The following is a 22,403-nucleotide window of genomic DNA, read 5'->3' as shown; positions in this document are numbered from 1 at the left end:
TCAATTTTTGAGTTGTGGTGATTTTGCTGAGGTTGAATTTTTGCTCAAGAATTACACTCTTGTTGCAGTAAATCTGCTTAATCATATTTTATTCTTTGCGCCAGGATTAAAAAATCAAACTTTTTTGACTATCTATATTTACTGAAACACTGTTGAATCCATCGAATCAAATAAATCAATAATCAATTCAAAGACCAAGTATTAAATAATGGTTAATTTTCGACATTAGCCAATGTTCAATGGTTTTAATCGCCAAAAAATTTATTCTGAAAACATTGAAAAATCCAAATCGAAAAAGTATCAATATCTCCCTAATGAGATTCAAAAAAAATGTAAGAACTATTGGGATTTGTTTATTGTCTTCAACGATTATATGCAAAATTATATTTATTAAATTATCTGCGATCGCTCTAAGCATAAACAGGCAAAACAATATTGATTTAATCTCTAATCATAACAAGTCATTAATCAATTCCAATCAAAAAATAAAGAACTTCCAAAGCCAAGAACTGTTAAAACAGGCTTTAAGAAAGTCTAACTCTAACCTAGAGAAACCAAAACAGTTACGCAAATTCACCATTGCTGACGTTATCCCAATTGAAGAATATAAAGACAAACCTCCCAAGCTACCTGAAGAAGATGAAGAAAAGCCTCAGCCAGATACAATTCAACCATCAAATTCAAATCCATCAAAACCATACACACCAAAGCAACAAATACTAATAGAAAAACTACGTCGAACAAAAAAACAACAACAAGTAATCCAAAAGAAAATAATTATTGATGCTCTGACTGCAAGTTCCAATCGGTATTCTTGGATTGTTAATCCAACAGATAACCTGACTTTTAAACCTCAATTATTTAAACCAAATGAAGACGAAAATTATATAGATACAGATTTAAATATCAGATTTTCTGGAGACAATCAGTTTATTGATAAATTTACTTATGCTAAATTTCCCAGAGACGACCAGTTTTACTGGGTTCTCGATAACAATAGATTAGTAATTGAGACTAAAGGTACACAAGCAGGTATTCTTGCCCAAGGTAGAGCTTCTGAAACTTACATTACCCAAAATATGACATCAACCCAAGGATTTTGGGGATTGCAAAATATTAGTACTTTACCTGTGAATTTCGATGAATTAGTCGGCGGAGCTAAAATTCAAGATTTTTCTATACTTTCTATAGCAGGAGAACTAATTAATCCTGAAGGAATACCTGCTGGTAAAGTAATAATTAATAGTGGAATTAATCTTAACGATCCTAATGTCACAGTTTTGGCAAATACTACACCAATTATTGGAAGCGGTTCCACTTTTAGTAATGATGGTGGCGGCTCTTTATTTGATTTATTAGATGCTACTAATACACCTAAAATTCTACAAGCTTTTCCTACTACTAATTTAAAGCCTTTACTAAATGGCGGAAGCGTTCAACTTAAACTAGGCGAAATTATTCCCGATCGTGTTCTAGAAGCGACTGGTATTTTATGGGGAAATATCTTGACGGGTGAAGGTTTTGGTTTTACTGCTCCTGTCTCTTCATTACCAGGTGTTAAGATTGCCCAGAGAGGCGAATTTGATAATTTTGATTTATTAAATATAGCAGTTAATCCTTACTTGACGCCACTTGAGAGAGACTTGTCTTATTTAAATTCTTTATTATGGGTATCTTTCGGCAAAAGAGACCCCATATTTAAAACTTTATCTGAGACACAAAAAACTTCTAATTGGCATAGATTATATGTTAATTATCCTCATAATCGTACTGTTGTTCAATATGATAAAGAAAAAATTAGTGCTAGTTATTCTAATATTTTTTCTAGCCCAGGATTGTCTATTACAGCTAATTTAAGTGACTTTAGTATTGATAGTATACAAACAGCTAACTCTACTTTAGGATTGGCATTAGGTGGAATATTTGAATTCATTAAAATAGATAATATTAATGAAAGTTTAGCAGAAGCACGACAAAGCTTTAAAAACGGAGAAGGTTTTGTTGAATTAAACACAAAGTCTACACCAAATCAAAGAAGACAAATTAACAACAGACTAAATCGTACTTTAGCTTATTCTAATGCAACCAGCGATCTAGAACAAGTCTCTGGAAGTATCACACTTCAGAGTAAAATAACTCCCAATAATTCTAGTATTTTGGAACTGAGAACAGGAAATCACAAACGCACAGTCCAATTTTTACAAAGAGATGTTGAACTTTTAGAGCCAGGGAATACATTCTTTTCAACCCTCAGACTTTCTAATGAAAGATTTGGCCCTCTGACTTTCATAGGAAATCAAATACCTTTGACTAATACTGGTATTAATCCTATTAACGAATCTAGCGGTGCTGAAGTTATTTTGACTAACTCCCAAGGACGACAATTTGTACAACAATTTAATTCGGAAGATAACACTATAGTACCAATTCCAGTCCGCACATTTGATTTAGCATTCGATTATTTTGAACTCACCAGAGTCGATCGCATAGGTGTGAGTTTTAAAAAATTTGATGGTTATCTCTCTTTACCTTCAGTCGAATTATTAGCTGCGGGTACTGCTGGGGATTTAAACTATAGCGCTAGCTTAGGAACTTGGTTTAATATAAATGCCAACTCAGCGCCTGGAGTTTCTAATAATAATTTAGGGTTAGCAGAACCATCTGTGGGTATATATGCCAGTATTCTGGCTAACTATATTAAAACTCATGTCCAATTAAACTCAAATAAAAAACCTATAGCTGTCAACACTCACATACCATCATTAAAAATTGACTGGAATAGTGCATCAAATAGCAATAATCCTTTTTCCACTGTATTAAGCTATTATTTTAATCATCAAGAAAAAAATATTAGTTTTTCTTTAGCACCTGCAATAGCTTTTATTCAAGATAATAGCAATGGTGAGTTTTTAACACTATTTAGTGGTGATATTAGCACTAGTACAGGTTTAAATATTAATACGAACCTAGAGTTAGGTAAAAGCCTTTTTTATGAGTTACAAGGTTTACAAAAAGTTGGTAGAAATTTCTCTGTTGGTGCTTATATTAAAAATTATTCTACCAAGAATGTGGGTTTAAATACCCGATTGTCTGGTCTAAACTACGGAGCTATTTTTAGATATAATTTTACAGATAATAATATTTTTATAGAATCTAAAATTGGTACGGGAGAAAATGGACTTGATATGCAAATTCAAGGTGGTTATCGATTTTAGAGTGTTCCAAAAAATAAATGATCCAAAACCCGTCATTGCGTTCGCCCTTGGCATTCCCGAAGGGTACGAAGCGAAGCAATCCCAGTCTTTGCGATTGCTTCGCTTCGCTCGCAATGACAATTGGGTATTTTTTTTACTTGGAGTACTATTAAATAAAAAAGTAAATAAGCAAGCTAGAATTAGAAAGATTCACTCTGGATTATTTAATTAAACAATATAACAATATGGGGGAGTACTATTTTAGTATGTAAAAACAATCAGTACAATCCAAGGAGGCTTCTTTCCCTTTCTTATCCCTTGGATTTTTTCTATTCCCTTTTGCCTAAGAATTATCAAATATCGTAGATGCAGCAATAAATTTAATATAGTTTTTGCAACTATTCTAAAGCCCCTAAGCCATTAGTACTGTTGACTGTCTGAATGAGAGAGGCTGTATCAGGAATTAATGTTTGATTATTGACTGTTTGTAAAGTTGGATTCAAAAACGAATTGTTATTATTTGTGATTATTTCACTAGCTGTGCCTACTGTCAGAGATAAAGAAGTTATTCTTTGATTAGTTGCTCCAATATTTGTCAAAGTAGGCGTTATTGTTAGAGTCGTATTTGTGCCGGGATTTAAAAAATTATTACTAACAGGTAATGAGAGTTCACCACTAACACTTTGATAAGCGCCGGAAGGCGAAACTATAGAAATAGCCCCACGTGCCACAGCTTCTTGTGCATATACTGGCACTGCAAGAAAATTGCCTATACTGATAAAACCCAGCAAGCAAATGGTTCTTTTGATAGTTCTAGGCAATTGACGAAACACGCTATACATAACTTATTCCTCATGCTTTTTTTGATTGGCATGAGCAATATAGCGGTAACTTTTCAGAAAATTTGATTGCTAGACTACTAAAATTTGGTATAACAATTGACACTTAGTAAATAAAGGCAAAGTCCAATAGGCAAATCACAAGAGTAATTATTGTGTGATTGTCTTGCGCCTATTGCCTTCTAGCTTCCGTCTTTTGCCTTTTGTATTTTACCTATTGGCTAATTTAAAAGATTTCGTAAAGTATCTATTTAAACAACATCAAAAGCCCGATTTCTTCAAGAAACCGGGTTTATGTGGTAATATAGTAGATAAGTTTGGAAATACTGCCCCTCAACTACATTCAAGGGGCTGTATTTTTTTCTTCAATCTTTTACATCTCAGTCACTCTCTACTTTATCCCCTGTCAAAACTATGGATATAAGTAAAGGAGAGTCAGTCAAAGAATTGATTCGCGTATTACCAAATACTTTGATGCCAATGCCCAGCATGGGGATAGTCGTAGACGTTTCGTCTCAACTGATGGCAAAATTTTCTCAAACAAGACCCAAACAGAGGTTGAAAATCAATTCAAGAAGTGAAAGCATATAGACTAAAAGCCAATAGCTTTTAACACTATAGTGATTTTCTGTCAGTTAACAATCAGTCTATTCTAGACCGCCATTAACACTAGCTGCTCTGATAAGGGCTGCTAGGTCTTCAACTGCTGTAGCAGTACCGGCATCAATCTTGGCTGCAATAGCTGCTTCTATTGTGGAACTAGGTGGTGAGACCAGGTTTACAACTGCACCTGGATCTATTGATAAACTAACTACGCTTTCGTCATTTGCACCTATGGTACCGTTAAATAGAGGTGTAACAAGTAACGCTGGCCCGGTGAAATATGCAGAAGTAGGTGCAGTTAACTCACCACTGACGCTGACAGAAGCACCTGATGGTCTAACAATTGTAACCGCACCACGAGCAGCAGCCTCTCCTGCATTTGCAGGTGCTGCAAAGAAATTACCAACACCAACCAAACCTAATACACAAACGCTGCCTTTGAGAATTGCAGAAACTTTCATGATTAACAAACTCCCCGTGTTGTTTCTCTTTACGTTCTCAATATAACCATTGCTTGCCAAAAAAATCCCAGTAATAATACTGGAATTTATTAAAATTACAGAGGTCATAAATTAAAAAAACTAATAGATGGAAGTAATGGCGTATATCTGAATAAAAGCTTCAAAAAATGATAGAAATAGAGTCGCAGCAAGGCTTATGCATAACCAGTAACTGTATGAAATTTGTGGCAATAATCACCAAATTTTGGATTTTAGAAAATCAAATCCAGAAAGTACTGGAGGTAAGGGTTGAGACTGCTTTGAACACCAAAATCTATGTAAACACTGCTTAATAATTCGTTAAAACTTGTCAGATATGGCTACGTCATATCTTTGCTAAATCTTAAGTGCATCTTTATGGTTAATATGCTGTGGGCAACGATTTGAATCCCCAGGCTGATGGCAGTTATTGTATGGATGCAATATTTTGAAAGGGCAGATAACTATACGCCAACACCATATTCCACAAAATTGAAACCGGCTATAAAATCTAGTTATAGGTTGGGCTAGGGTGATTATCTGGAAGATACCCAAGGCGATGTCTACGACGGGCTATGCCTACGCGCAAAGCGCCCAAAAATTTCTTAGTAATGTTGGCTTTCGTGTCTACACAAGTTAATTTTTGAATCTTTGACTAAAGTTATTTGAATACAAATAGATTTTTAAAAGTCTGATGTCTGTCCTTTACCAGTAGTGAGCTAGATAATCAGCACAGCAAAAAATTGCCTCAGCGTTTTGCTCAAGCACCATTTAACTTACTATATTTATTGTCCCCCAGTTGAATGGGCTACATCTGCCTGCCTTTAGGTCATTATGGCAAAATCTAAGAAAAGCGCTACTCCCATCAATCTCAGCGATCCACAATATTATCTTAACCGAGAGTTAAGCTGGTTAGAATTTAATGCCAGGGTATTACATGAAGCCTGTGACGATCGCACCCCACTTCTGGAACGTCTTAAGTTTTTGGGAATATTTAACTCTAATTTAGATGAGTTTTTTATGGTGCGCGTTGCTGGCTTAAAGCAACAAGTAGAGGCAAAAGTTAGCCTGTTAACTCCCGATGGTCGCACACCACAACAACAGCTAGACGATATTAGGTCTACCCTGACTCCCCATGTCAACAAACAGCACCAACATTTTGAGGAAGTACTTCGTCCTCTCCTAGTAAATCATGGCATTCATATTCTGAATTACATAGATTTAAATCAAAAGCAGCGGACTCATCTCAACAGCTATTTTGAGGAACAAGTCTTTCCAGTTTTGACTCCCCTGGCTGTCGATCCCAGTCATCCCTTTCCTTTTATTTCTAATCTCAGTCTGAATCTGGCTGTTGTCGTCAAGAACCCAGACACCGAAGAAGAATTCTTTGCCAGAATCAAAGTCCCTAGTGTTCTACCACGATTTTTACCGATACCGCCTGAGTTGGGAGATCAGAATAGCGAAAAACCTGCCCACTGGACTGGAGTACCTTTAGAACAGGCGATCGCTCATAACTTGGAATCTCTATTTCCAGGAATGAACATTCAAGAATATCATCCGTTCCGCATTACCCGTGATGCCGATTTGGTCTTAGAAGAAGATGAAGCAGATGATTTGTTGTTAGCGATCGAACAGGAATTGCGAAAACGGCGGCTGGGTGGTAGTCCAGTCCGGCTAGAAATTCAATCCCAGACTCCTGAAATAGTGCGATCGCGATTATTGCAAGATTTGGAATTAACAGAAAGTGATGTTTATGAGGTAGATGGTCTTTTGGGACTGCGGGATTTAATGTACTTTATGTCCTTGCCATTGCCAGAACTCAAAGATCCACCACGCCAATCTGTTGTACCGTTACGCTTGCAAAGGCTGAGAGAACCGAGTTTAGACCCAGATGCGCTGGAGACGGACGAAGGAAAAGACTTTTTTGCTGTAATTCGGGAAAAGGATTTACTAGTACACCATCCCTATCAATCCTTTTCGGCTACAGTAGTGCGCTTTATTACCCATGCTGCCTACGATCCGAATGTATTAGCCATCAAGATGACCCTTTACCGGACTTCTGGTGACTCGCCCATCGTCAACGCCTTAATTGCTGCTGCTGAAAATGGCAAGCAGGTATCTGTGCTGGTGGAATTAAAGGCGCGATTTGATGAGGAGAATAATATTTACTGGGCAAAACGATTAGAAAGAGTTGGAGTTCATGTCGTCTATGGTTTAGTCGGGCTAAAAACTCATAGTAAAACCGTCATGGTGGTACGGCGCGAAAAAGACCGGATACGTCGCTACGTGCATATTGGGACTGGTAACTATAACCCTAAAACAGCACGGCTGTATACAGATTTGGGATTGTTTAGTTGCCGTGAAGAATTGGGTGCTGACATTACAGATTTATTTAATTTCTTAACCGGATACTCTCTACAAAAATCTTATCGAGAGTTGCTGGTTGCACCTGTGAATATGCGCGATCGCTTTTTGGCACTAATTCACCGCGAAATCGAAAATGTTCAAAATGGATTTTCTGGACGGATTGTCGCCAAAATGAATTCCCTAGTCGATCCAGAAATTATCGCCACTTTATATGAAGCTTCCCGCGCTGGAGTGCAAATCGACTTAATTATCAGGGGTGTTTGTTGTTTACGCCCAGGAATCAAAGATATTAGTGAAAATATTCGCATCATCAGTATTGTCGGTCGCTTTTTAGAACACTCTCGAATTTATTATTTTCATAACAATACACAGGAGGAGATATATATCGGCAGTGCTGACTGGATGCGTCGCAACCTCGATCGCCGAGTCGAAGTAATTACCCCAGTAAAAGACCCAGATATTGCTAAAGATTTGCAAGAAGTTATGGGAATTATGCTCGCAGATAATCGCCAAGCTTGGGAATTACAAGCTGATGGTACTTACATTCAACGGCGTCCTTATGATGATTCTCCAGAAGCTAATTCACAAAAAATTCTCATGAATATGGTATTACGCTCAACTGGTGTAGTCGCAACCTGATTGATAAAAAAATAAGTTACTTATACCTTGACAACTAGCTCAACTTAGTTCTTTTTGGAAAAATTGAATTTTTTGAGCAGTTGTCTAAGTTGTTTATCATAGGGTTCATACAAGTTATTCAACCATAGGATAGAGTCAATGCTGGCACTTGTTCTCATAAACTGGAGAGGTTATTCTGAATAAATTTGTCTTTCCCCTCAATGTTAATGTTATCCTGCGAGCTTTCTACCTTGCGTGTTTTAGTAGTTGATGACCACGAACTGACTCGTTTAACCTTACAATTGGTTTTTTCTTGCCAGGAAAATATTCAAGTAGTAGGTTTAGCCAGTAATGGTGAAGAAGCTATAGAAATGGTTAAACGTTGCCATCCTGACGTAATTGTTCTAGATTTACAGATGCCAGTCATGGATGGCTGGAGTGCGTCCAGTCACATTAAAGCTATATCTCCGAACACCCAGATACTTGCTTACTCCTCAGTGGAAGACGTAAATTTTCACGGGACAAAGGCAATGTCTAGCTTTGATGACGTTTGCAAGAAAGATGTGCCTACAAGCGAACTTATTGCCTTGGTTAGGCAGCTAGGTCAGCGTGCAGGAGATGATTCAGTGGCAGGATAAATAATGCAGTGATTATTGCTTCGCCAACTCAGGCTTAGTTCAATTCTGGGGATTTGAAGACATGATACTACTGAAGAACGTCGGTCTAGCCTGAAGTTGAGGTTGAACCGACGTAATTTTTGATAACTTTCTACTCTACCGGAATGGTGCGTTTAAATTCATCAATTAGTTCATCCAGTTCTTCCAAAGCCTGATTTACATCAATTCTCAAAGTTCCCAGGTTTGGTTGCTCCAGTAAGCTTAATAGGTAATCGCGTTTACTTTGAACTGCGACAATTCGTTCTTTTATAGTCTGTAAATCCATTATTTTTTTCCTATCTTTAACTACCTTTAAATTTAAAGTTAACTCAAAATCTAATATTTTGGCACACTATACGCCGTTAGTAGTCAACTTAAAGCTACCTGCCTTCCCTACGAGATGCTGCGCAAATAGTAGACTAAGGAAAAATTAAGTGTTTGAAAATCACAAAGACAAAAGTGGGTAAAGTCTCGTTTAAACGAAGCTAGTGCTTTGGGCAAAAATGCCTGACTTGTTGGCTCTTGGTGTGTTGCCTTCCGGCTCTTTAGCAACTGGTGTGCGGTTTACCTTAATATGGCAATGTTGAATACTAGCGCCTGGAGACGATGTTCTTTCCTAATTTGTTGCTCATAGCCGATGATAATAAAACTAAGGTATTCAGACTTTATACTAATTTAAGCTCATGCTACGCCAAATCTCTTTAGGAACACTCGGTCTAACTATCGGTGGCATATTAACCATCATTGGCTTCGTCGCCTATGCTGATAATAATGCCACACTCAATCTTGTCGGATTTTTTTACGGGATTCCTCTATTATTGGGAGGGCTGGCACTAAAAGCTAATGAACTTAAGCCAGTACCATTTACCCAAACTACGTCACCATCAGCATTGATACTGCGCCAGCAGCAAGCAACTGATACGCAAAATAAAATTCGCAAAGACATCACCCGATATTGCTACGGTCAAGATGCTCATCTAGATACAACACTTTCTTTTTTGGGTTTGAGTCCCAATGACCAGGAACGGCCAACAGTCACAGGGTTACGAGAAACAGAAGTTGATGGGAGCTATGCCCTAATTTTAGAATTTGATTCACCGTTAATACCAATTGATGTGTGGCAAAAAAAGCATGAAAAAATGACCAATTATTTTGGTCCTGGATTGGAAATTCAAATAACGCAGCCATCTGAAAATACAATTGAGCTAGCGCTAATCAATATTCAAAAAGAATCACTAGTCACCAGTCAGTAGTTAAGAGCAAAATCTTAAGCATTTACCAAAAAGTTACTTTTCTAAACGAACTGCGTACCACTGTAAATATTGCCCAGGCCCAATATCTAATTCGCAACTAGTGTCAATTAAATATTGGGCTTGAGTTTCCACAGTATCAAACTTTTGCAAGTCAGGCGGTAAATCTTGAATTATGAGTTGTTGAAGAGTTATTTTGAGCTTTTCTAATAGCTCTGATGGTGTCATAAATTGTTCTGGTTGATTTGTTTCTAGAACAACAAAATGATCCTGCTGGTACATTAATGAGTCTGGCATTTTAAAGATTTAGCGAATTTCAATAGGTTTGGATGGTTTTTGTAAGAACTTTTGCTTGTTTGTGTAATCAACTTGAGTTCTGAGTGGTTTTTGGCTAGAAAGAAATGGTTATGAAGTCACTTGAAAATAAAGTTTTGCACTAAGTTTTATCTCAATCTTATGTAATTATACTAAACCTCAGCAAGCCTTGTCGGATAGACTAAATAAATTTCAGTCAGGTGATATTAGTATTTAGTATTAGCTATCTTCTGAGGGTACTTTGGCAATTGCTTTTCCTTGTCTCACTAGGTTTACAAACTAACTACATAACTAAATAATTAGGGTGTGTATTTATAATTCTCAAAAAAATCGTAATTTGACTTTAACAATAGGGAAATATAAAAGTAACATTTTCTCCCATAACCATCGCTGAACAAAAAGGCAGCAATTGCCTTCGTGTTCCAATTACAGATTGTCTATGCAACTTATTTATCTACCGCTTGCTTGGCCCAACAACATTGGGCAGTCCATTGTCAAAAAACAGTTGATTGTGAAGCCAGACACGCCTTTGCCGCAAATCCTGGCATTGATGAAAATAGCGATCGCCCCCATGCGATTGAGTTGCACAGCCTTTTTCAGGATAGTCCCGCAAGTGGAAGGCAACTCATGTCAGGCATAAGCCCATTTACTGTTTCTAAGCAACCACCACTGATTCTAGTGGCTGATGATGACAAAACCATCCGAGTATTGTTGCGTAAAGCAATGGAACAAGACGGTTATCGAGTGGTCGAGGTCAATGATGGTAAGCAATGTTTAGATGCTTACGATACTATCAAACCGGATATAGTTTTGCTAGATGCTGTAATGCCTGTGATGGATGGCTTTACCTGCTGTAAGGAGTTGCGCCAAATTGCCAGGAATAATAGAAAATCAGCCGTTGCAACCTTTGATACTGACTCGGCCCTTAACAATACTGTGATCTCGAAGATGTGGGAGCGCACTCCCATATTAATGATCACATGCTTGGATGATGAAGAATCCGTAAACGAGGCTTTTAGAGTAGGGGCGACTGATTACATCACTAAGCCAATTAACTTCGCTGTATTGCGCCATCGGTTGCGCGAACTGGTACATCAAGCGCAGGTTTACAAACAGTTAGAGGCTGCAAACCAAGCTTTGCAGCACCTCGCCAATGTAGATGGCTTAACTGAGTTGGCTAATCGTCGCCGCTTTGACGATTATCTCAATACTCAATGGATTAATCTCGCACAAGAGGGATTTCCCTTGTCAATGATTTTGTGTGATATCGACTTTTTTAAATTTTATAACGATAAATATGGCCATCCGGCAGGGGATGTCTGTTTACAAAAGGTGGGTGCTGTCTTAAGCCTTAAGGCACAAAAACATCAGGATTTAGTAGCGCGTTATGGTGGCGAAGAATTTGCTGTGATTATGCCATATACCCCTGCATCTGGCGCACTTCACGTTGCCGCAGCAATACAAGCGGGAATCAAAGATTTGCAAATTGTTCATGACGATTCTGCGGTGAGTCAGCACGTCACCCTCAGTATGGGCATAGCGACTGTTGTCCCCACTTGGGAATCCTCACCTTCCGATTTGATTGTGCGGGCAGATAAAGCACTCTACCAAGCAAAGGCCGGGGGACGCGATCGCTTTATCTCAAGTTCTTAATTGTCATTAGTCATTAGTCATTGGTCATTGGTCAATATACCCAATACCTAAGAAGGATAAACTGGCAATGTGAAGTGGAACCATGCTCCGTTATTGGGGGCGGAATCCACCCAAATTTGGCCATAATGTGCCAGGACGATGCGTTGGCATAGACAAAGGCCAATGCCGTAACCTTCTGTACCTTCATCCCGTTGCAGGCGGAAGTGGTTTTCAAAGATGCGATCGCGATTCTCTACAGGAATACCAGGCCCAGTATCGCCAATACTAAACTGAACTTTTTGGGTAGTGCGGTGCAATCCGGCGATGCTAATCTTGCCACCTTCTGGGGTGTATTTGATGGCATTATCCAACAGATTCACTAGCACTTGCCGGATACGTTCTGGGTCAGCATATACATAAGGTAAGTCATTGGGAATATCTGTTTCGACCTCTTGGGATTTGGCGGTGTAGCGATCGCACAATTCTTCTAGTACATCTAAGCACAGTTTACCTAGTTGCAGCTTTTGTGGTAGAATTGGAAACTCAGTATCTTTGCCGCGACCTACCTGCAAAAGGTCGGTAATCATCCGATCGATGATCTTAGTTTGATTCCGGGCTTGTTTTAATAGATGCGCTGTCAAGGATGGTTTGAGGCGCTGAAATTGGCCTGTCTCTAAATTGTAGTTAGATTGGAGAGTTTCGATGGCGATCGCGGCAGCAGTTAGGGGATTGCGGAGATCGTGCGCCAGCATCGCAATCACCCGATCTTTAAACTGTAGCTGCTCTTGGAGGTTATCTTTTTCTTGTTTTAAGCGAAAAATTTCGTCTGAGAGTCGGATGAGTTCGGCAGAAACAGCAACTGAACGGATAGTGGATTTGGGTGATGTCACTCTAGCAGTATCGTCTATCCGTTCTTGTAAGTCTTCCTGTAATTTCAAATAGGCGTCTACAGCGGCTTGCCAGCGAGGCCACCAGTTTTTCAATTGCGCTATGATATTACTCCCAGCCAAAACCTGTCGTGGTTCCGGGTGAATTTTGATTAAAGCTGGCGTTGCTACCAATTTAAAGTGTTCTGCTAAGTAAGGTTGTTGTCCAACATCAATAGTTTGAAGTTCAAAACTATACTCAGCCTGCAATTCTTTTAAGTAAGCACGGATTCGCTGCACCTGTTGACGGGACTTGGGGCGTCCATCGACAAACAGTAACAGCTGGAGTGGAGCTTCAGAATAAATAGGCTGATCCTGGGAAACTTGCATGTAATCGTGTTTCAGCACTGGTAACAACCCGGTGACGCTTTACAGAAAGTAAAAAGGACTGACGGTTGTCGATGGTAGTTGTTTTTTCTTCTTAATATCTATTTTAGATTTTCATACTCCTATCCGATCTGCGTTTTTGACATCAGACATATCTGATTCAGCCTTTTGCTCCCGTTTGGTTAACTTCATCTCCAAGAAACACCCAAGCCCCTTGAATATAAGTCTTAATTTGCCCTGAATCAAAAATTTTTCCCAGAGCCAGGAGGTGAAAGGTTTAATGGTATGTCAAATCGGCTAGTGCAGCACCATGTCAATTTGAGTACTCGCTTTAAGCAAGCGATCGCCCAAGAAAACACAGATGCTAATTGTATCTAATCTATCAGGAAGCTGTTAACTGTTCAGACCAAGTTTGTAGAGGTTTTTTTCAACCGCCAGTGCATTTGATGAAGTGTCTTTTTTGCCTCAAGCCAATCATTAACTAGGATTGGGAAAAACAGCCATAGCTAACTATGTACTACTTCTATAACTTGCGAAGCGCACCTTCCAGCTTTCCTAAAAGAACCACAGCCCTATCCCAGAATAACAGGGGATGGGTTGATTGAGGGAAAGTTTTGGATAACATAGAGGCGATCGCGCACTTTTAGAGGAAGCACTCACTGCTTTCGAGGCTGTCAAGAAACCCTTGACTACAGCACAAGTGACACTTTCTCCAGAAAATCAATTTAGAAATACTAGGGAAACTGCTGCGACTCTTGACTGCTTTACCTATTTACCCTAATCGCCAACAAGAACGAACTTACGCTAATTTCCTGCAATTGTTTAACACTGGCATTTTCCAGAGATTCCCTTACTCACCTTACCATCGTCAGATGAATAATTTCCAGAATCGGTTTTCAGCCAGTATTAATGAACTCGAGCTATTCCCCTCTTTGGGTGAGGCTAAGGGGGGCTTTATTCCTAGTCTATCACTTCCAGTTGCTTGGCTATGGCATTATAACTAGTGCATCTGGAAGTAGATTCCAGCTTTTGCTAGCTAAACTGTTTTTTGACCAGTTATCAATCAGTTATCTGCTCTACAACTTGGATGTTTAGATAACTATCTGAAAAATTGGTTCACAATCAAGTATCGAGCGGTTTGTAATCGGTGGATCGAGTCCTCATCTAAAGACTAAATTCTTTACTACGAACTTTCAACTCATAAAACTCTTATCTAGCAAGGATTTCAGATTTATTTATGTTTTTTCTCAAAAATGTTAGTTTTTCAGAATTTTAGGGAACTCTATAAATAAGCATAGGAATTATCAAAACCTAATGGCTGTAAAACGAAGACAATACGGTAGCTTTTGCTACCGTTTACTCATTTTTGGAGATATCATCACCAACATAGACATTTAGGAAGAAGACGTAGTAAGTCGGTAGTGTCTTTTGGTGATTATAGAGAGTCAGAGGAGAGCAGGGGAATAAAGGAGAATAACCATGTCCCATGCCCCATTCCCATTTAATGGACAGTCTGCGCTAGGGTAGGAATTGAAACTCAATCTGTGATTTCCTGTGCTTCCCTGTAAACGTCCAGCTGTATTTCTAATTTGGGCTGTTATACTCACTTCGTTAACAGCCTGTGCTAATAGTCCAGTCGCCAAAAACCTTGAGGAATCTTTGGCGGCAGATCCGAAACTGCAAAGCAATCCAGTTGTCTTTGGGGAATCTCAGAGTAACCAACCGCAAGCACAGCAAAACGAATCAACTGTTCAGTTACCAGCTGATTTTCCTAAAGATATCCCTTTATATTCCAATGCCAAGCTACAGGAAGTTACACCTGCTAGCGGCTCAGAAAACAAAATCTCAACTCGTTGGTTAAGTTCTGACCCCAGTAATTTTATTGCTAGTTTTTATCGCAGCCAGTTTCAAACAAATAACTGGCAGATTTTACAACAGCCGACAGATGACGCGGGAGGCGCTTTTGAAGCACGTCGCAACGATTTGCTGTTGAAGGTTTCCATTCAGCCCAAATCAGTTACTAACGCCACACCTAATCAACCCCAAACAGCCACTGAATTACTGATTGATTACGTACCGAATAGTACTGCAACAGCACAACCTACTTCAACTACAAATCCTAACGAAACTACTAACGCCGTTCCTCAACCGGGAAATTCACAGTTCATTGGCCCAATACCACCCACGAACTTGGCAGCACAGCCACCAAGCACAGGTAATAACCAAACAATCCCTACAGCCACCCTTAAATCTCAGGTATTCAACGATCTGAATAAGGCACCACAAGAATGGCGGCAACATATCCAAGACTTGGCTGCATTAGGTGTTTTATCTATAGAAGCAAAAACAACTAAGAGCAACTCCACGACCACAACTAATCAGTTTGAACCCGGTAAAATCGTTACACATCGGGAATATGCCCGTTGGCTAATCGCTGCTAACAATGCTGTATATACCAACAATCCAGCTAAACAGATTCGTTTGGCATCAGAAAGTACTCAACCAGCTTTTAGTGATGTGTCAGCAAAAGATCCTGATTTTCCAGCAATTCAGGGATTAGCCGAAGCTGGATTAATTCCCAGTCCTTTGTCTGGAGATTCTACAGTCGTTTTGTTTCGTCCTGATGCACCTCTAACGCGGGAACAGTTGCTGCTGTGGAAATTACCCCTAGATACTCGTCAAGCTTTACCCTCTGCTAACTTAGATACGGTCAAACAAACCTGGGGTTTCCAAGACGCAGCGAGAATTGACCCCAAGGCTTTAAGAGCAGTATTGGCTGATTACCAGAATGGCGAACAATCGAATATTCGACGGGTGTTTGGTTATACGACTCTGTTTCAACCCAAAAAATCAGTAACTCGTGCTGAGGCTGCTACGGCTTTGTGGTATTTCGGTAGTCAGGGTGAGGGTATTTCGGCTACTGAGGCTTTGAAACTAAAGCAAAGTTAAAGCTATGTCTACGACGTGTACCTGATTTAGTTGCCGTTAGCCCAGCAATATCATAAAAGTGGGCAATTCCGCCCTTTAGTACAAAATTTTTGCTATTTCTTTGTAATATACCTATTTTTCATCAAGAAAATGTGAATATCAGTGTTTTAAGGGTTTTTACCTGTGTTTCATAAATTTTTGAGGCATAGTTAAGTGAAACAACGTAAATTACTCAATAGACGTACTTAATTTTGAAGTATCTCAAAAGAGTAAGTTGTGAAATTATCGCCCTTTCATTGCTTTTAAACAAGTTAAAAAGACCACAGGTAAAACAAATATGAAAAAACAAGCTGTAGCAGCAGGATTTGTTCTATTCTCTTTCATGTTGCCGACCAAAGCTTTGGCTGCGAGTTTTGATCGGCTTTATGTATTTGGCGATAGTCTTTCTGATACAGGCAATATATATAATGCTACGGGTAAAACATACCCTGCAAGCCCACCTAACTTTGATGGACGTTTTTCCGATGGGCCGATCTGGATAGATTATCTCGGAGATCAGCTAGGATTAAAGCCCACTTTATTGACTACTATTCCTTCTACACCTCCTACTCAAGGGATAAACTTCGCTTTCGGTGGTGCTAGCTCTGGTTTAGATAACGCTGTCGTTCCTAATCAAAATTTACCGGGAGTACTCAAACAAGTCCTTGGTTTTGCTGGAACTCTGCAAGCAAATAATCAAACTGCTGACCCAGATGCACTTTACACATTGTGGGGAGGTGCTAATGATTTCTTTTTTCTGAACCCGGAAGACTCGAAGACGCCAATCAGTAATATATCCCTGGCGTTGAATACTCTGGTAGGAGTCGGCGCAAAAAATATTTTGGTGTTTAACTTGCCAGATTTGGGACAGCTACCAGCAGCTAAAATCAACGATCGCAACCCTACAACCCTCAGTCAATCGACTAGTGAGTTTAACTTGGGTTTAGCACAAACTGTGAACGCTTTGAATCAAAACCCGAATTTCAACATCATCTCTGTTGATACTTATTCTTTATTTAATCAGGCAAGTGCATTAGGTTTTACGAATGTAAGCGAGTCTTGTCTATCTAGACCAGATATATGTAAACCAGGTGACAACAAGTTTCTCGTCTGGGACGGTTTCCACCCAACGACTGCTGCTCATAAGGTGATAGCGGATACTGCACTGGCGGCGATTGAGGCTAAGTCTGTCCCGGAACCTTCGATAAACTTGGGGATTTTAGCCCTTGGTGCTTTTGGTGCGGTAGGAGTACTGAAGCGTCAACAAAAAAGGTCAGCAGGTCGGGTTATCGATGCACAATTTTCTCATATAACAGTTAAAAACTAAATTAATTGATGTGAGATTGCGATCGCTATATTGGAAATACTTGAAGAATTAGCTATGCACCATTCTCCGAGTGGTGTAGAAGCCGAGATTAACCAGTTGTTGATGCAACGATTTGCGGCGCTGGGTATGGAAGTCTGGTGCGTAGTGTGCTGCTTGTTTGGCATTTCCTACCCAAAATACTCATGGATATGAAATTGCTCATTTAGGAGCGATCGCTAATTGTATCAATTTGTTAACAGCTTTCTGCGAAAGTGAGTTTGGGTGATACTTTCAGGCTTTTACTGGAAGGAGCGATGCCTACGGCGGTAAACTACGCATATCAACCCAAAATAGCCAGAAAAAGGTTTTGCAAAGCCTGAAGGTCTGGTTCCTGAAGTTGCCCTAACTTTTTAATCACTAGCCCTTTATCTATAGTAGTCAAAACTGGTTTAATAATTGAAGGTTTGAGAAGACCAGCTACTCGCCATCCAGCAATTGTGATTTCACCAAAGGAAGTTGCTGGATTTGCTTGACTGGTAATCGCTATCAATATTAAATCCGAACGATCGCGTTGATAGCTATTAGAACTCACAACTACTGCTGGACGTTTTTTAGTCGTAGTCTGGTCAGTAAAGGGAAACGGCACTAAAACAACATCACCAAATTCATAGTTTGTCATATTCTGCATCATCAGGGTTATCCCAGATTTTGAGCAGAACTGGTTCAGAAAGTTTTGCTGCTGCAAAGGTAAGGCTATGGTCTGTATTTTGCCGATCCAAAGAATCAATAAAATCTTCAACTAGCAAAACTTTTTCGGGAGGTAGCTGGCGAATTTTTTGAAGTAACCTTTGCTCTAAAATGCTATCAGCCTGCATTATTTAGATTCTCCTAACCTTGCCTGTATTGGTTGCTTTATGCATTCATTATAGTTTTTGGTTGTTTCTAGGCTCAAGGCGATCGCTAATTGTATAATCCCTGAATGCTTCATATATTTATTTACGGGTTAAAACTATTAAATGATTACCGTTACACCAGAGGAAATTACTCAGTTTCGCAGCCAGTTGGTGGATAGTCCAGAGGCTTTAGCAGCTTTGGATGCCATAGAAGAGTGTAAAGGAAATCTGGAAGCAGCAGCACAATTAATTGCTGTTGAGACAACCGATATAGAAGTCAGCTTGAGAGGAGATTCAAATTATTTAGACAATTTAGCCCAAAAACTCAGCAAAATCATTTGTGAGGAAGAATTTGACGAGTTGATGACGGGAGTATTGACAGCTGCGATCGCCACCTTAGCAGCCAGTGGTAATATTCCCGTAGCCCTGGCAACTCCAGTAGTAATTTATGTTGCCAAAATCGGCGTGAAGAAGTTTTGTGAAACTGCCAAACCTGAATCTTAAAGCCCTGTAGCTGTAAATCCTGCCCAGTAAAATGGTGCTGCAAAAGGGTGGGATTTACGTTTGCAGGTTCTTCTTAATATTGCTCTTGCTATTGGACGCGTGTCTTCTGGAATTTGAGCAAAAATTTCTTCAATTTGTAGATGATATTTAACTAATAGTGCTTCAAATTCCTCTGTTGTTAAATTTCGTAACCACTGCTGTGCTTGATTGAGTGCTAAGGAGACAGTATTTATTGTTTGCAGGTTTTCATAAAATTTCATCATCAAAAATGCTGTAGATAAATCGCTGACAGTCCACAAACTACTGACTACAGCTTTACTCCCAGCTAACAGAAAACCGCTAGGTAAACCAATGTATTCATCACTGGTATTGTTAAAATCAATCAATCCAGTTTCGCAAGCGGAAAGGGTGACGAGGCGACATTTATCTAATTTTAGACTGAAGATTTTATCTAGAGTAAGGCATTTTTTTAAATCGTGGGTTTCCCCTGCTCGTAAATTCAGATAACGTTCAGAGTCGGGTTTTGTCGGTGCGTCAGCGACGGGTGCATTTGCCAAAATTAAGGCTGAATTACCGGGATTTGTTAAGTTAAAATACCCGTGACAGCTAAAGTGGGTGCAGTGGTAAGTGTTTAAGTCAGTATTATTAATTGCTGTGAGTGTCGCTGCTGTTTTTTTCAAAACGTTGGAAGTATTAAAGTAGCTTTGAATAACTTGTACTTCTAAATCGGTGTAATTCAGGTCTTCTGTAGGATTTTGAATTGCAAATAGAGATTGAAAATCAGGGCGTTGTCGCTGTTGTACCTGTTGCAATAGTTGACAACTGGGTGCATAGCTGACACCACCAGCAAATAAATCCAGAAGACAAGACGAATTTTCATAATTTTGATTTACTGGAATTGCATGAAGGGGGAATAAATGCAGGAATCGATGGGGAATTAAGATGAGTTTATCGCAGTGCTTTGGTATCTGGGTTAATATTTCATCAATGTGCAGAATCGAAGCTAATTCTTTGAGTGCTTGCCCTAAGTTATTTTGCCATTGGTCTTTTTGACCGTAGTAATTCTGCAAATATTGATTTACCCAATCATACAAAGCTTGTTGGTCTTCTGGTTGGGATTGCCAAACTGTTATCTCTCCTGTTTTTGTGACAATAAAAGCCAGAATTTTATCGTTGAGAATATACCACTCGATAATGGCTGTATGCTCATCTAAAGAATCTTGGAAGGAGTCGAATTTGAAACCATAACCAACAGGTAAGTATTGGTTTTGTAATTCATTACGCTGCTTTCGCAACTGTTGGAGATGTTGTGCAAGGACTTTGGGATTTTTAGCTTTGCCATTTTGGATTTGATATTGTCCTGTGGCTATTTCATCCCTGTATTTTTCTAATTGAGTGAATACTTCTGGAGGGAAGATGGTTTTAGAGTCACGTTCAAGAATTTGTTCAACTAAATTGCGGGTTTTACTACGTTCAACATATTCAATTGCTTCGGTAGTCTTATTTAATTGTAAGCAAACTTTTATCATGCAGGTATAAACTCTGTTAAACTTTTCCGCTTGTTTGCGTTTGCTTTCTTCGCCAGATACTATTTCTTCTCGTAAAGATTCTACTGTGTCAATGGCAGACTTAAAATTACTATATGCCAAGTCAAACTTGTTTGCGTCTTGGTAAGTAATTCCCAGTGCGAACAAAGTTTCTGCCCATTGTTGAGGCAAAGTTTCTCTGGTGTAGATGGTTAAAGCAGCAGTAAAAGCAGTAATGGCATTTTCGATGTTATCTGCCCTGTCTCCTTTTATTCTATAGCTGTAGGCATTTGCAAGATTATTTTGCGTTTCTGCCCAATCAATAGGCAAAGCTTCTCTGGTTGTGACAGTTAAAGCAGCAGTATAAGCAGCGATGGCAATTTCGATGTTATCTGCCCTGTCTCCTTTTATTCTATAGCTGTAGGCATTTGCAAGATTATTTTGCGTTGTTGCCCAATCAATAGGCAAAGCTTCTTTCGTTCTGACAGTTAAAGCAGTAGTATAAGCAGCGATGGCATTTTCGATGTTATCTGCCCTGTCTCCTTTTATTCTATCGCTGTAGGCAGCAGCGAGACTATTTTGGGTTGTTGCCCATTCAATAGGTAAAGCTTCTTTGGTGTAGACTTTTAAAGCAGCAGTACAAGCAGCGATGGCATTTTCGATGTTATCTGCCCTGTCTCCTTTTATTCTATAGCTGTAGGCATTTGCGAGATTATTTTGGGTCATTGCCCATTGTTGAGGCAAAGTTTCTCTGGTGTAGATGGTTAAAGCAGCAGTACAAGCAGCGATAGCATTTTCGATGTTATCTGCCCTGTCTCCTTTTATTCTATTCCTGTAGGCAATAGCGAGATTATTTTGGGTTATTGCCCAATCAATAGGCAAAGCTTCTTTGGTTCTGACAGTTAAAGCAGCAGTATAAGCAGCGATGGCATTTTCGATGTTATCTGCCCTGTCTCCTTTTATTCTATCCCTGTAGGCATTTGCGAGATTATTTTGCGTTGTTGCCCAATCAATAGGCAAAGCTTCTTTGGTTGTGACAGTTAAAGCAGCTGTATAAGTAGCGATGGCATTTTCGATGTTATCTGCCCTGTCTCCTTTAATTCTATCGCTGTAGGCAGCAGCGAGATTATTTTGCGTTTCTGCCCAATCAGTAGGCAAAGCTTCTTTGGTTCTGACAGTTAAAGCAGCAGTATAAGCAGCGATGGCATTTTCGATGTTATCTGCCCAGTCTCCTTTTATTCTATAGCTGTAGGCATTTGCGAGATTATTTTGGGTCATTGCCCAATCAACAGGAAAAGCTTCTTTGGTTCTGACAGTTAAAGCAGCAGTATAAGCAGCGATGGCATTTTCGATGTTATCTGCCCTGTCTCCTTTAATTCTATCGCTGTAGGCAGCAGCGAGATTATTTTGCGTTTCTGCCCAATCAATAGGCAAAGCTTCTCTGGTTGTGACAGTTAAAGCAGCAGTATAAGCAGCGATGGCAATTTCGATGTTATCTGCCCTGTCTCCTTTTATTCTATTGCTGTAGGCAAGTCCGAGATTATTTTGTGTTGCTGCCCAATCAATAGGCAAAGCTTCTCTGGTTGTGACAGTTAAAGCAGCAGTATAAGCAGCGATGGCATTTTCGATGTTATCTGCCCTGTCTCCTTTTATTCTACCCCTGTAGGCAAGTCCGAGATTATTTTGTGTTGCTGCCCAATTAATAGGCAAAGCTTCTTTGGTTCTGACGGTTAAAGCAGCAGTAGCAGCAGCGATCGCAATTTCGATATTATCTGCCCTGTCTCCTTTTATTCTATCCCTATAGGCAGCAGCGAGATTATTTTGGGTCATTGCCCAAGCTTGAGGCAAAGCTTCTCTGGTGTAGACTTTTAAAGCAGCAGTATAAGCAGCGATCGCAATTTCGATGTTATCTGCCCTGTCTCCTTTTATTCTATCCCTATAGGCAGCAGCGAGATTATTTTGGGTCATTGCCCAAGCTTGAGGCAAAGCTTCTCTGGTGTA

16 protein-coding genes and 2 pseudogenes are annotated in these 22,403 nt (G+C 39.5%); 10 read left to right on the top strand and 8 right to left on the bottom strand.

Translation table 11 applies throughout. The features are described from left to right. Positions 1–239: 239 nt before the first annotated feature. Positions 240–3,215 (top strand): hypothetical protein, encoded by a 2,976-nt coding sequence (locus V7K61_RS10640; RefSeq protein WP_335053300.1) that lies wholly within the window; start codon positions 240–242, stop codon positions 3,213–3,215. 377 nt (positions 3,216–3,592) lie between these two features. Here the strand turns inward: V7K61_RS10640 and V7K61_RS10635 are convergent, their stop codons facing one another. Both V7K61_RS10635 and V7K61_RS10630 read right to left on the bottom strand, forming a co-directional pair. Beyond that, the gene (locus tag V7K61_RS10635) at positions 3,593–4,036 is read right to left on the bottom strand and encodes a hypothetical protein (protein WP_335053299.1); all 444 of its coding nucleotides are present in this window, start codon (positions 4,034–4,036) and stop codon (positions 3,593–3,595) included. Between the two features lie 644 nt (positions 4,037–4,680). Further along, a complete protein-coding gene (locus V7K61_RS10630) occupies positions 4,681–5,097 on the bottom strand; it encodes a hypothetical protein (protein ID WP_335053298.1) in 417 nt (138 codons plus the stop codon). Positions 5,098–5,949: 852 nt separating this feature from the next. On the opposite strand from V7K61_RS10630, the pseudogene ppk1 reads away from it, so the two are divergent. Together ppk1 and V7K61_RS10620 are read left to right on the top strand one after the other, a co-directional pair. Beyond that, a pseudogene (gene ppk1 / locus V7K61_RS10625) lies at positions 5,950–8,159 on the top strand (polyphosphate kinase 1). 162 nt (positions 8,160–8,321) lie between these two features. Beyond that, complete coding sequence (locus V7K61_RS10620; protein WP_335053297.1) at positions 8,322–8,738, top strand: response regulator; 417 nt, start codon at positions 8,322–8,324, stop codon at positions 8,736–8,738. Between the two features lie 130 nt (positions 8,739–8,868). Here V7K61_RS10620 and V7K61_RS10615 read toward each other — a convergent pair whose 3' ends face one another. After that, positions 8,869–9,042 carry a hypothetical protein gene (locus V7K61_RS10615; protein ID WP_335053296.1) on the bottom strand — a complete coding sequence of 58 codons (174 nt, stop codon included), beginning with the start codon at positions 9,040–9,042 and terminating at the stop codon, positions 8,869–8,871. 397 nt (positions 9,043–9,439) lie between these two features. Here V7K61_RS10615 and V7K61_RS10610 point away from each other — a divergent pair, with 397 nt between their 5' ends. Next, positions 9,440–10,009: a DUF2854 domain-containing protein gene (locus tag V7K61_RS10610; RefSeq protein ID WP_335053295.1), complete on the top strand. Its 570-nt coding sequence runs from the start codon at positions 9,440–9,442 to the stop codon at positions 10,007–10,009. 33 nt (positions 10,010–10,042) lie between these two features. Here V7K61_RS10610 and V7K61_RS10605 read toward each other — a convergent pair whose 3' ends face one another. Next, complete coding sequence (locus V7K61_RS10605) at positions 10,043–10,303, bottom strand: chlororespiratory reduction protein 7 (protein ID WP_335053294.1); 261 nt, start codon at positions 10,301–10,303, stop codon at positions 10,043–10,045. Positions 10,304–10,948: 645 nt separating this feature from the next. On the opposite strand from V7K61_RS10605, the gene V7K61_RS10600 reads away from it, so the two are divergent. Continuing rightward, positions 10,949–11,974: a PleD family two-component system response regulator gene (locus tag V7K61_RS10600; RefSeq protein ID WP_335053323.1), complete on the top strand. Its 1,026-nt coding sequence runs from the start codon at positions 10,949–10,951 to the stop codon at positions 11,972–11,974. A gap of 47 nt (positions 11,975–12,021) precedes the next feature. Here the strand turns inward: V7K61_RS10600 and V7K61_RS10595 are convergent, their stop codons facing one another. After that, on the bottom strand, positions 12,022–13,227 hold the full coding sequence (locus tag V7K61_RS10595) for a histidine kinase (protein WP_335053293.1): 1,206 nt from the start codon (positions 13,225–13,227) through the stop codon (positions 12,022–12,024). 1,533 nt (positions 13,228–14,760) lie between these two features. Between V7K61_RS10595 and V7K61_RS10590 the strand changes: the two genes are divergently transcribed. From V7K61_RS10590 to V7K61_RS10575, 4 genes and pseudogenes are all read left to right on the top strand, one after another. Continuing rightward, positions 14,761–16,155 (top strand): S-layer homology domain-containing protein, encoded by a 1,395-nt coding sequence (locus tag V7K61_RS10590; protein WP_335053292.1) that lies wholly within the window; start codon positions 14,761–14,763, stop codon positions 16,153–16,155. Between the two features lie 316 nt (positions 16,156–16,471). Next, entirely contained in the window at positions 16,472–17,500 is a 1,029-nt protein-coding gene (locus V7K61_RS10585; RefSeq protein ID WP_335053291.1) for an SGNH/GDSL hydrolase family protein, read from the top strand. 54 nt (positions 17,501–17,554) lie between these two features. Beyond that, positions 17,555–17,692, top strand: coding sequence for a hypothetical protein (locus V7K61_RS10580; RefSeq protein WP_335053290.1), 138 nt, complete (start codon positions 17,555–17,557; stop codon positions 17,690–17,692). Beyond that, positions 17,649–17,765: pseudogene (locus V7K61_RS10575) on the top strand (M42 family peptidase); the annotation flags it as partial. The gene V7K61_RS10580 and the pseudogene V7K61_RS10575, both read left to right, overlap by 44 nt. Positions 17,766–17,819: 54 nt before the next feature. Here V7K61_RS10575 and V7K61_RS10570 read toward each other — a convergent pair. Continuing rightward, positions 17,820–18,158, bottom strand: a complete 339-nt coding sequence (locus V7K61_RS10570) for a type II toxin-antitoxin system PemK/MazF family toxin (RefSeq protein WP_335053289.1) — start codon at positions 18,156–18,158, stop codon at positions 17,820–17,822. Further along, positions 18,145–18,354: a toxin-antitoxin system, antitoxin component, Xre family protein gene (locus V7K61_RS10565; RefSeq protein WP_335053288.1), complete on the bottom strand. Its 210-nt coding sequence runs from the start codon at positions 18,352–18,354 to the stop codon at positions 18,145–18,147. The genes V7K61_RS10570 and V7K61_RS10565 overlap by 14 nt, the downstream gene beginning before the upstream one ends. A 141-nt stretch (positions 18,355–18,495) precedes the next feature. On the opposite strand from V7K61_RS10565, the gene V7K61_RS10560 reads away from it, so the two are divergent. Continuing rightward, positions 18,496–18,876 carry a hypothetical protein gene (locus V7K61_RS10560; RefSeq protein ID WP_335053287.1) on the top strand — a complete coding sequence of 127 codons (381 nt, stop codon included), beginning with the start codon at positions 18,496–18,498 and terminating at the stop codon, positions 18,874–18,876. Here the strand turns inward: V7K61_RS10560 and V7K61_RS10555 are convergent. Further along, positions 18,873–22,403, bottom strand: a 3,531-nt coding sequence (locus tag V7K61_RS10555; RefSeq protein ID WP_335053286.1) for a CHAT domain-containing tetratricopeptide repeat protein, incomplete at its 5' end; no start/stop codon positions are given. The two genes, V7K61_RS10560 and V7K61_RS10555, sit on opposite strands and share 4 nt — an antisense overlap.

The organism is Nostoc sp., assembly GCF_036918015.1.
Lineage (GTDB): Bacteria > Cyanobacteriota > Cyanobacteriia > Cyanobacteriales > Nostocaceae > Nostoc.
Note: the sequence above shows the minus strand (reverse complement) of the source record. Positions and strands in the feature narration are given on the sequence as shown.

Excerpts from the sequence above, each read along its gene's own strand:
- V7K61_RS10640 (WP_335053300.1), top strand. The coding sequence starts at position 240 with ATGGTTTTAATCGCCAAAAAATTTATTCTGAAAACATTGAAAAATCCA.
- V7K61_RS10635 (WP_335053299.1), bottom strand. The coding sequence starts at position 4,036 with ATGTATAGCGTGTTTCGTCAATTGCCTAGAACTATCAAAAGAACCATT.
- V7K61_RS10630 (WP_335053298.1), bottom strand. The coding sequence starts at position 5,097 with ATGAAAGTTTCTGCAATTCTCAAAGGCAGCGTTTGTGTATTAGGTTTG.
- V7K61_RS10620 (WP_335053297.1), top strand. The coding sequence starts at position 8,322 with ATGTTAATGTTATCCTGCGAGCTTTCTACCTTGCGTGTTTTAGTAGTT.
- V7K61_RS10615 (WP_335053296.1), bottom strand. The coding sequence starts at position 9,042 with ATGGATTTACAGACTATAAAAGAACGAATTGTCGCAGTTCAAAGTAAA.
- V7K61_RS10610 (WP_335053295.1), top strand. The coding sequence starts at position 9,440 with ATGCTACGCCAAATCTCTTTAGGAACACTCGGTCTAACTATCGGTGGC.
- V7K61_RS10605 (WP_335053294.1), bottom strand. The coding sequence starts at position 10,303 with ATGCCAGACTCATTAATGTACCAGCAGGATCATTTTGTTGTTCTAGAA.
- V7K61_RS10600 (WP_335053323.1), top strand. The coding sequence starts at position 10,949 with ATGTCAGGCATAAGCCCATTTACTGTTTCTAAGCAACCACCACTGATT.
- V7K61_RS10585 (WP_335053291.1), top strand. The coding sequence starts at position 16,472 with ATGAAAAAACAAGCTGTAGCAGCAGGATTTGTTCTATTCTCTTTCATG.
- V7K61_RS10580 (WP_335053290.1), top strand. The coding sequence starts at position 17,555 with ATGCACCATTCTCCGAGTGGTGTAGAAGCCGAGATTAACCAGTTGTTG.
- V7K61_RS10570 (WP_335053289.1), bottom strand. The coding sequence starts at position 18,158 with ATGACAAACTATGAATTTGGTGATGTTGTTTTAGTGCCGTTTCCCTTT.
- V7K61_RS10565 (WP_335053288.1), bottom strand. The coding sequence starts at position 18,354 with ATGCAGGCTGATAGCATTTTAGAGCAAAGGTTACTTCAAAAAATTCGC.
- V7K61_RS10560 (WP_335053287.1), top strand. The coding sequence starts at position 18,496 with ATGATTACCGTTACACCAGAGGAAATTACTCAGTTTCGCAGCCAGTTG.